This is a genomic window from Streptomyces sp. XM83C, from assembly GCF_023072675.1.
Taxonomy (GTDB): Bacteria; Actinomycetota; Actinomycetes; order Streptomycetales; family Streptomycetaceae; genus Streptomyces; species Streptomyces thermocoprophilus.
Window position 1 is genome coordinate 1 of the sequence record NZ_JALLGL010000281.1, and the last position, 8,221, is coordinate 8,221.

An 8,221-nucleotide genomic window follows, 5' to 3' on the forward strand; every position below is an offset into this window, starting at 1 on the left:
TCCTGGCTGGGCGGCTGCCGCCGTTTGCACCGCCGCTACGAACGCAAGGTCGAGCACTTCCTGGCCTTCACCGCCATCGCCTGCAGCCTCATCTGCTACCGCAGACTCGCCAAATGAGACGACGTCTGAACCGGCCTGCCGGGGTGCTGAACCGGCGTGCCGCGTCGCCCGAACGGCCCTCGGGGGGGCGCGCGGCACGGGCCTCGCGCTGATGTGCGCCGTTGATGCGCCCAGCGGGGCGGGAATGCAATGGGCACAGGCACCAGCCAGCAGGAGGGACCACCATGTCCGATTCCCCCAGCACCCCCGGCACGCCGCCCGACCCCACGCAGGAACACCCCACCGAGCAGCCCGCCGAGGTCAGGAACCTGATGCTGATCGGCGCGTGCGGCTGCGGCTCGGGCTGCGGGTGCGGCTGCCAGTCGGGCAGCCCGTGCCAGTGCGGCTGAGGCCGTAGCACGGGACACCATGGCGCAGGACCCCGGCACGAACGATCGGGCCGGGGTCTCGGCCTGGTGTGCCCGAGGCGCGGGGCCCAGCAACAGTGGAGGAGAGTGGTTCCGCACCGGGGGGAGACGGAGGCACGGGCATGACCGGCTCCAGAGAAGTCCCCTCCGCGCTGGTCGCGAGCCGGGTGGTCGCGGTGGCGTTCGACCAACAGGTGCACCTGACGCTGCTGGACACGGCAGAGGCCGACGAGGGCCAGGGCCCGCGGATCGACGCGGAACTGACCGTCGAGGCGCCTTTCCGGCTGCGGGACGGCTCCGGTGTGTGGCACGACCTGGCCCCGGAGGAGGGCTCCCGGCTGGCCCCGGTCCTGGACCTGTGGCTGTGCACGGTCACGGCGGTGACCCTGGAGGAAGCCGGCACGACGCTGGTGATGGACTTCGACGACGGCTCCCGCCTTCGGGTGGGCCCGGACACGGACTGGGGCGAGGACGGCTGGTCGATGTGGGGCCTCGGCACCTCCCCTGACATCCGGCGCCGCCCCGACTGACCGATTCCCGCACGCACCGGCGGGAACTTTCCGGCGCCCCCCTTGCGTTGCCCCGGGGTCCGTCGCTTTCGCCACCCGAGCCGAGGAGTGCCGTGCCGCAGAACCTGCCCGAAACCGCCGTACCCGCTCTGCCGCCGCTCGCCGACCAGGCCGAGCGGCTGATCCGTTCCGGGGTGCACGAGTCGGCGGGCCTCACCGCCGAGGAGCTGCGCGCGTACGCCGCCGGAGCGGGCGACGACGACACCGGTGCCGCGCTCCTGGTCGTGCACCCGGACCGTGTCCCGGCGTCCTCGCTCGCCCCACTGCTGCGCCGCGCGGACAAGCCGGGCTTCGTCGTCGAGGACATGCAGGACGTGGACCTGTTCCTGCCGTCCGATGTCGACCTGCCGGACAGTCCGCTGTACGTCGTCAGGGGCGTGGACCGCGGCGACGACAAGGCCAACTGGAGCCCGGAGGAAGCCCTCCCGGCCCTGACCTCGGCCGACCGCACACCCCTGACGCTCACGGAGGGCATCCACTGGGTGCTCCAGCAGCCGGCCGCCCTGGAACGCAACCGCTGCTTCATGACGATCGGTTCCCGCCTGCGCAAGCCCGACGGCAAGCTGGACGCCCGCACTCCGGCAATCTGGATCAGCAACGGCACGGGCCGCGACGGCCGAGCCCGCCGCAACGCCCCGAAGATCGGCTGGTGCTGGTGGGGCAACCGCCATACCTGGCTGGGCTTCGCGTCGGCCACGACCCGCACCCCCGCGAAGCCCACTGTCGCGTGACGCAGCACACACCTGCGTCCGATGAGTTCGAGCCGTAGCCCCAGTCCAACTGACGTCAGCACAGCCGAGGGCGAGGGAACCGCACCGCCCGCCCGACCCAGAAGGGGGCACCCCATGACGACCGGCGCCGTAAAGGGTCCCGCCAGCTACTTCCCCTCGATCGAGAAGAAGTACGGCCGCCCGATCAGCGAGTGGCAGGACCTGATCCGCAAGTCCCCGCTGAAGAAGCACATGGAACTGGTGACCTGGCTCAAGACGGAACACGGCCTGGGCCACGGCCACGCCAACGCCCTGGTCGCCCACACCCTGGCGGAATCCCGCACCTCCTGACCCACCGCGGCCTCGCAAGGGCCCGCCCGCCACGAACCCTGTCGTACCGTCTTCCGGCGACCTGAGCACCGACGACGGCGAAAAGCCCCCTCCCAGCGGAGAACCCGCAGGTAGGGGGCTTATCCGTGGGCGCTTACTTCTTCTTGCCCTGGTTCTTGACGGCCTCGATCGCGGCGGCTGCCGCGTCCGGGTCGAGGTACTTGCCGCCGGGGACGACGGGCTTGAAGTCGGCGTCGAGTTCGTAGGCGAGGGGGATGCCCGTGGGGATGTTCAGGCCCGCGATGTCGGCGTCGGAGATACCGTCCAGGTGCTTGACCAGGGCGCGCAGGCTGTTGCCGTGGGCGGCGACCAGGACCGTGCGGCCGGCCAGGAGGTCGGGGACGATGCCGTCGTACCAGTAGGGGAGCATGCGGGCGACGACGTCCTTGAGGCACTCCGTGTTGGGGCGCAGCTCCGGCGGGATCGTCGCGTAGCGGGGGTCGTTGGCCTGGGAGTACTCGGCGTCGTCGGCGAGCGGGGGCGGCGGGGTGTCGTAGGAGCGGCGCCACAGCATGAACTGCTCCTCGCCGAACTCGGCGAGGGTCTGGGCCTTGTCCTTGCCCTGGAGGGCGCCGTAGTGGCGCTCGTTCAGGCGCCAGCTGCGATGGACCGGGATCCAGTGGCGGTCGGCGGCCTCCAGGGCGAGCTGGGCCGTGCGGATCGCACGCTTCTGGAGGGACGTGTGGACGACGTCGGGGAGCAGGCCGGCGTCCTTGAGCAGCTCGCCGCCGCGCGTCGCCTCCTTCTCGCCCTTCGCGGTCAGGTTGACGTCCACCCAGCCGGTGAACAGGTTCTTCTCGTTCCACTCGCTCTCGCCGTGGCGGAGGAGGATCAGCTTGTACGGTGCGTCGGCCATGCGTATGAGCGTAATCCAAGCCTTCGGGCGCCGGTGGGTGTGCTCGATGGGCGGACGGGGCGGAGGGAGGCAATAAGCGGTGGCAGAGCGTGCGGGCCGTTCGTAAGGTGTGTCTGCTGTTGCGCTCATTACCTCCGGGGGTTCCGTCATGCCGTCCGCCGTCGCTCTCAGACGTGCCGCCCGTGAGACCGTCTCCGGGCTGCCCCGGGAGTTCTGGTGGTTGTGGACCAGCACGCTCGTCAACCGGCTGGGCGCGTTCGTCGCGACGTTCATGGTCCTGTGGATCACCCTGGACCTCGGCGGTTCCGCCTTCTACGCGGGTCTCGTCGCCTCCCTGCACGGGCTGGGCGGGGTGCTTGCCTCGCTCGGCGGCGGGGTGCTGGCGGACCGGCTGGGGCGGCGGCCGACGATGCTGATCGCGCAGCTCGCCACCGCCGTGTCGGTGGCGGTGCTCGGTTTCGTACGGGATCCGGTGGCTGTCGCCGTCGTCGCGTTCGTGGTCGGTGTGGCGTCGAACGCGTCCCGGCCGGCCGTGCAGGCGATGATGGCCGACATCGTGCCCGCGAAGGACCGGGTGCGGGCGTTCTCGCTGAACTACTGGGCGATCAACCTGGGCTTCGCGGTCTCCTCGACCGCCGCCGGTTTCGTCGCCGAGGTCAGCTACCGCGCCGGGTTTTTCGTCGAGGCCGGTATGACCTTCCTGTGCGCGATCGTGGTCTTCGTGAAGGTGCCCGAGTCCCGGCCGCCGGCCTCGGCCGAGGGCGGGGAGGGCGACGACGGTGACCCGGTCCGGCTGGGCACCGTACTGCGGGACCGGCGGTTCATGGGTGTCGTCGGTGCGTCGTTCCTCGTGGCGCTGATCTTCCAGCAGGGGTACGTCGGTCTGCCCGTCGCCATGGGCGAGGCCGGGCTGACGCCCGCCGACTACGGTCTGGCCATCGCCCTGAACGGCGTCCTCATCGTCGCCCTGCAGATCCCGGTCACCCGGTTCATCCAGCACCGGGACACGCGGCGGCTGCTGGTGATCTCCTCGCTGCTCGCCGGGTACGGCTTCGGGCTGACCGCGTTCGCCGGGTCGGTCGCGGTGTTCGCGCTGACCGTGTGCGTGTGGACGTTCGCGGAGATCGTCAACGCGCCCACGCAGACCGAACTCGTCGTACGGCTCTCCCCCGCCCAGGGCCGTGGCCGCTACCAGGGCATGTTCACCATGTCGTGGGCGGTCGCCGCGCTGGTCGCCCCGGTGCTGTCCGGGTTCGTCATCGACCGGTACGGCGCGGCGTGGCTGTGGGGGATGTGCGCCGTCATCGGCACGGTCGCGGGTGTGGGATACGGCGCGTTGATGCGGCGTCTGCCCGAGGAGGAGCCTGAGGCGGCGGTGTCCGAGGCCAATTCCGCCGCGGGTGCGCCCGCCGCCGGGGCCGCCGGTGCCGGTGCCGGGGCCGCCGGGGCCGCCGGTGCCGGTGCCGCCGGGGCCGGTGCCGGGACCGATGGCCGGCCCGAGGAACTCGCCCGGCCCTCCGGGACGTGACAGGCAGGACGCCCGCCGGGGTCACGGGTGCATGCGTGCCCCTTTCAGTACCTTGTCCACCGCGTTGCGCGGGCCGTACACGGCCAGGCCCACCAGGTCGAGGTCGGCGGTCGGTACGGCCCGTACCGCGGCCCGGTTGTCACGGTCGTTGCCGGTCGCGAACAGGTCCGAGGTGAACACGGCCCGGGGCAGGGCGCGGGACAGCGCCTTGCCGTGGGCGGCGGTCAGCGTCTCCTTCGTCCCCTCGAAGACCAGCACCGGCTGGCGGAACATCGGCAGGTAGCCGACCCCGTCGGCGTCCTCGTACGGCTCCCCGATCACCTCGGGGACGGTCGTGCCGAGGCCGCTGACCAGGAATGCGGTGACGTTCAGCCGCTGCCAGGTCTCCAGGTCGTCGCGGAGCAGGACGGCGATCTTCGTGTCGAAGCGGGCGGGGGCGCTCTCGGGTGCAGTGCTCGTGCTCATGGTGTGAGACTGCCGACCGCCGTCCCCCTTGGTCTTGTACGTTCTTTGCATGGCCCCCCGCCAGGAAGCCGCCGCCGAATCGGTCACCGCCTGGCGCCCCGCCGTACCGGGCGTCATGGAGGTCTTCCACGCCCGTTTCACCGAGTACGCCTACCCGATGCATGTGCACGACGCGTGGACGCTGCTGATCGTGGACGACGGGGCCGTACGGTACGACCTGGACCGGTACGAGCACGGCACCCCGCACGACACGGTGACCCTGTTGCCGCCGCACGTGCCGCACAACGGCGCGCCCGCCACCCCGGGCGGCTTCCGCAAGCGGGTGCTGTACCTGGACACCCGGCAGCTGCCGACGGAGCTGATCGGGGCCGCCGTGGACCGGCCCGACCTGCGTGATCCGCTGCTGCGGCGACGCGTGGGCCAGGTGCATGCCGCGCTGGCCCGGCCTGGGGAGGAGCTGGAGGCGGAGAGCAGGCTGACGTTCGTCGGGGAGCGGCTGCGGCAGCATCTGCGGCCCCGGGACGGGGAGCGGATACGCCGGGACCTGCGCGATCCCGGGCTCGCGCGGCGGCTGCGGGAGCTGCTCGACGCGCGGGTCGCGGAGGGCGTCACGCTGGAGGAGGCCTCGGCGGTGCTGCGGGCGCATCCCGCTCATCTGGTACGGGCGTTCAGCGGGGCGTACGGCATCGCGCCGCACCAGTATCTGACGTCCCGGCGGGTGGAGCGGGCGCGGCGGCTGCTGCTGGACGGGGTGCCGCCGGGTGAGACGGCCGTCGCGGCCGGGTTCTACGACCAGGCGCATCTGACGCGGCATTTCCGCAGGCTGGTGGGGGTGACGCCGGGGCGGTACCGGAGTGGCGGCGGCAGCAGGCGGTGAGCCGGGCTCGCGTGGCGTCGAGCGCCGCGACGCCACATGAGCCGTACGAGCCGTAAGCCGTACGAGCCGCGCAAGTCACGTAAGAGCCGTACAAGCCGTACGACGGTGAAGGCTCAGTCCCCCGCCGGCCGTTCCGTCAGGTGCCGGAAGGCGTCCAGGTTGCGGGTGGACTCACCGCGGGAGACGCGCCAGGCGTACTCGCGGCGGATGGCGGTGGCGAAGCCCAGCTCCAGCAGGGTGTTGAAGGCGCCGTCACAGGCTTCGAGGACCTGGCCGAGGAGGCGGTCGATGTCCTCGGCGGTGACGGCGGCGAGCGGCAGGCGTGCGGTGACGTAGATGTCGCCGAGGGGGTCGACGGCATAACTCACGCCGTACAGCTTGAGGTTGCGTTCCAGCAGCCAGCGGTGGACGCCGGCCTCGTTCTCGTCGGGGTGGCGGATGACGAAGGCGTTCAGCGACAGGGAGTGCCGGCCGACGATCAGCTGGACGGTCGTGGACAGTTTGCGGGTGCCGGGCAGTTTCACGACGTACGTGCCGGGCGCGGGGCTCTCCCACTCCAGGTCGGCGTCCTTCAGGGCGCCCTCGACGGTCTGCGCGGCGGCCTGCTGTGCGTTGTGTCCGTCAGCCATGGTGGGAGCGTACGCGACGGCGGTGGGCCTGCAGCGCGGCCGTGTACACGTCGGCGGTGGCAGCGGCGGCCGTGTCCCAGCCGAAGGACCTGGCGTGCCGTGCGGCGGCGGCGCCGAGGCGGGGCGTGAGCCGCGTGTCGTCGGCGAACCGGGCGAGCACGCGCGCGTACGCCGCCGGGTCGTGCCCTTGGACGAGGAAGCCGGTCTCGCCGTCGCGGACGGCGACGGGCAGGCCGCCGACGGCCGCCGCGAGCACGGGTGTGCCGGTGGCCTGGGCCTCTATGGCGACGAGCCCGAAGGATTCGCTGTACGACGGTACGACGAGGACGGACGCGGCGCGGAACCAGTCGGCGAGCTGGTCCTGTCCGACGGGCGGCCGGAAGCGTACGACGTCGGCGATGCCGAGGCGGGCGGCGAGTTTCTGTAGCCCTTCCGGTCGGGCGAGGCCGCTGCCGCTGGGGCCGCCGACGACGGGAACGACGAGGCGGGGGCGCAGTTCGGGCCGCTCGTCCAGCAGTACGGCGACGGCCCGCAGCAGCACGTCCGGCGCCTTGAGCGGCTGGATACGGCCGGCGAACAGGGGGATCACCGCGTCCTGCGGCAGGCCGAGGCGGGCGCGGGCGGCGGCCCGGCCGTCGGCGGGGCGGAAGCGGTTCAGGTTGACGCCGGGGTGGACGACGGCGACCTTGGCGCGGTCGGCGTGGTAGTGCCGTACCAGCTCCTCGGCCTCCTCGGCGGTGTTGGCGATCAGCCGGTCGGCGGCGTCGACGATCTGCGTCTCGCCGATGACGCGGGCGGCGGGCTCGGGGGTGTCGCCGTCGGCGAGGTTGGCGTTCTTGACCTTGGCCATGGTGTGCATGGCGTGCACGAGGGGGACGCCCCAGCGCTGCGCGGCGAGCCAGCCGACGTGCCCGGAGAGCCAGTAGTGGGAGTGGACGAGGTCGTAGTAGCCGGGGCGGTGGCCGGCCCAGGCCTGCATCACACCGTGGGTGAAGGCGCACAGCTGGGCGGGGAGATCCTCCTTGGCGAGGCCTTCGTAGGGGCCGGCGTCGACGTGCCGGACGAGGACGCCGGGCGCGAGTTCCACGGCGGGCGGCAGCGCCGCGGTGGTGGACCGGGTGAAGACCTCGACCTCGATGCCCTGGGCTGCGAGGCGCTGCGCCAGTTCCACGATGTAGACGTTCATGCCGCCCGCGTCGCCGGTGCCCGGCTGGTGCAGGGGGGAGGTGTGCACCGAGAGCATGGCGACGCGGCGGGGGCGCCGGTGGAGCCGTAGGCGGGCGCCGGCCGACGGGGAGCGCCGCCCGAGCCTGCTGACGTAGTGGCTCACGGGGCGTTCCTCCTTGTGCGGGCATGCCTGGCGGGAGGGTGGGGACGCCCTCCACGCTCAGCAACAGCGGAGCGGGTCATTCCCATTCCGGGCGGTCCATGGGGTGCGGTGTCTTTTTGCCTAGGTGTTATCGAGTATCGGTCAACCGTTCGACGTCGTGATGCGTCCGCTCGCCTGGCGGACAGCGGGGCTGTGCACGGCCCCGCTCCGGCGGGCGGACGACCGGCTCCGGCGGGCGGACGACCGGCTCCGGCGGGCGGACGACCGGCTCCGGCGGGATGAACGTGCGGGCGGGATGAACGTGCGGACGGGACGGACATACGGACGGCCTGCCATGGGGCGGACGGACGGGGCGCCACCGTCCGCAGCCGGCCCAGCAGCTCCACGGCGGTCCAGGGGG

General features: G+C 72.3%; 10 protein-coding genes and 1 pseudogene. 7 read left to right on the plus strand and 4 right to left on the minus strand.

Annotated elements, in window-relative coordinates:
• From MTQ10_RS24560 to MTQ10_RS24580, 5 genes and pseudogenes are all read left to right on the plus strand, one after another.
• Positions 1 to 117: pseudogene (locus MTQ10_RS24560) on the plus strand (IS5/IS1182 family transposase); the annotation flags it as partial.
• 167 nt (positions 118 to 284) lie between these two features.
• Complete coding sequence (locus tag MTQ10_RS24565; protein WP_247472337.1) at positions 285 to 449, plus strand: hypothetical protein; 165 nt, start codon at positions 285 to 287, stop codon at positions 447 to 449.
• Positions 450 to 589: 140 nt separating this feature from the next.
• Positions 590 to 997 (plus strand): DUF6188 family protein, encoded by a 408-nt coding sequence (locus MTQ10_RS24570; protein ID WP_247472338.1) that lies wholly within the window; start codon positions 590 to 592, stop codon positions 995 to 997.
• Between the two features lie 92 nt (positions 998 to 1,089).
• Positions 1,090 to 1,767 carry a DUF5701 family protein gene (locus tag MTQ10_RS24575; protein ID WP_247472339.1) on the plus strand — a complete coding sequence of 226 codons (678 nt, stop codon included), beginning with the start codon at positions 1,090 to 1,092 and terminating at the stop codon, positions 1,765 to 1,767.
• A gap of 114 nt (positions 1,768 to 1,881) precedes the next feature.
• Positions 1,882 to 2,097, plus strand: a complete 216-nt coding sequence (locus MTQ10_RS24580) for a DUF4287 domain-containing protein (protein WP_247472340.1) — start codon at positions 1,882 to 1,884, stop codon at positions 2,095 to 2,097.
• Between the two features lie 133 nt (positions 2,098 to 2,230).
• On the opposite strand, the gene MTQ10_RS24585 is transcribed toward MTQ10_RS24580, so the two are convergent.
• On the minus strand, positions 2,231 to 2,992 hold the full coding sequence (locus tag MTQ10_RS24585; protein ID WP_247472341.1) for a phosphoglyceromutase: 762 nt from the start codon (positions 2,990 to 2,992) through the stop codon (positions 2,231 to 2,233).
• Between the two features lie 148 nt (positions 2,993 to 3,140).
• Here MTQ10_RS24585 and MTQ10_RS24590 point away from each other — a divergent pair, with 148 nt between their 5' ends.
• The gene (locus MTQ10_RS24590) at positions 3,141 to 4,520 is read left to right on the plus strand and encodes an MDR family MFS transporter (RefSeq protein WP_247472342.1); all 1,380 of its coding nucleotides are present in this window, start codon (positions 3,141 to 3,143) and stop codon (positions 4,518 to 4,520) included.
• A gap of 21 nt (positions 4,521 to 4,541) precedes the next feature.
• On the opposite strand, the gene MTQ10_RS24595 is transcribed toward MTQ10_RS24590, so the two are convergent.
• Positions 4,542 to 4,985: a DUF2000 domain-containing protein gene (locus MTQ10_RS24595; protein WP_247472343.1), complete on the minus strand. Its 444-nt coding sequence runs from the start codon at positions 4,983 to 4,985 to the stop codon at positions 4,542 to 4,544.
• 49 nt (positions 4,986 to 5,034) lie between these two features.
• Here MTQ10_RS24595 and MTQ10_RS24600 point away from each other — a divergent pair, with 49 nt between their 5' ends.
• Positions 5,035 to 5,862, plus strand: a complete 828-nt coding sequence (locus MTQ10_RS24600; RefSeq protein WP_247472344.1) for a helix-turn-helix domain-containing protein — start codon at positions 5,035 to 5,037, stop codon at positions 5,860 to 5,862.
• 113 nt (positions 5,863 to 5,975) lie between these two features.
• On the opposite strand, the gene MTQ10_RS24605 is transcribed toward MTQ10_RS24600, so the two are convergent.
• Together MTQ10_RS24605 and mshA are read right to left on the minus strand one after the other, a co-directional pair.
• A complete protein-coding gene (locus MTQ10_RS24605) occupies positions 5,976 to 6,491 on the minus strand; it encodes a YbjN domain-containing protein (protein ID WP_247472345.1) in 516 nt (171 codons plus the stop codon).
• Positions 6,484 to 7,821, minus strand: coding sequence for a D-inositol-3-phosphate glycosyltransferase (mshA, locus tag MTQ10_RS24610; RefSeq protein ID WP_247472346.1), 1,338 nt, complete (start codon positions 7,819 to 7,821; stop codon positions 6,484 to 6,486). Before mshA ends, MTQ10_RS24605 begins: the two co-directional genes overlap by 8 nt.
• Between the last annotated feature and the right edge of the window lie 400 nt (positions 7,822 to 8,221).

Excerpts from the sequence above, each read along its gene's own strand:
- MTQ10_RS24565 (WP_247472337.1), top strand. The coding sequence starts at position 285 with ATGTCCGATTCCCCCAGCACCCCCGGCACGCCGCCCGACCCCACGCAG.
- MTQ10_RS24570 (WP_247472338.1), top strand. The coding sequence starts at position 590 with ATGACCGGCTCCAGAGAAGTCCCCTCCGCGCTGGTCGCGAGCCGGGTG.
- MTQ10_RS24580 (WP_247472340.1), top strand. The coding sequence starts at position 1,882 with ATGACGACCGGCGCCGTAAAGGGTCCCGCCAGCTACTTCCCCTCGATC.
- MTQ10_RS24585 (WP_247472341.1), bottom strand. The coding sequence starts at position 2,992 with ATGGCCGACGCACCGTACAAGCTGATCCTCCTCCGCCACGGCGAGAGC.
- MTQ10_RS24590 (WP_247472342.1), top strand. The coding sequence starts at position 3,141 with ATGCCGTCCGCCGTCGCTCTCAGACGTGCCGCCCGTGAGACCGTCTCC.
- MTQ10_RS24595 (WP_247472343.1), bottom strand. The coding sequence starts at position 4,985 with ATGAGCACGAGCACTGCACCCGAGAGCGCCCCCGCCCGCTTCGACACG.
- MTQ10_RS24600 (WP_247472344.1), top strand. The coding sequence starts at position 5,035 with ATGGCCCCCCGCCAGGAAGCCGCCGCCGAATCGGTCACCGCCTGGCGC.
- MTQ10_RS24605 (WP_247472345.1), bottom strand. The coding sequence starts at position 6,491 with ATGGCTGACGGACACAACGCACAGCAGGCCGCCGCGCAGACCGTCGAG.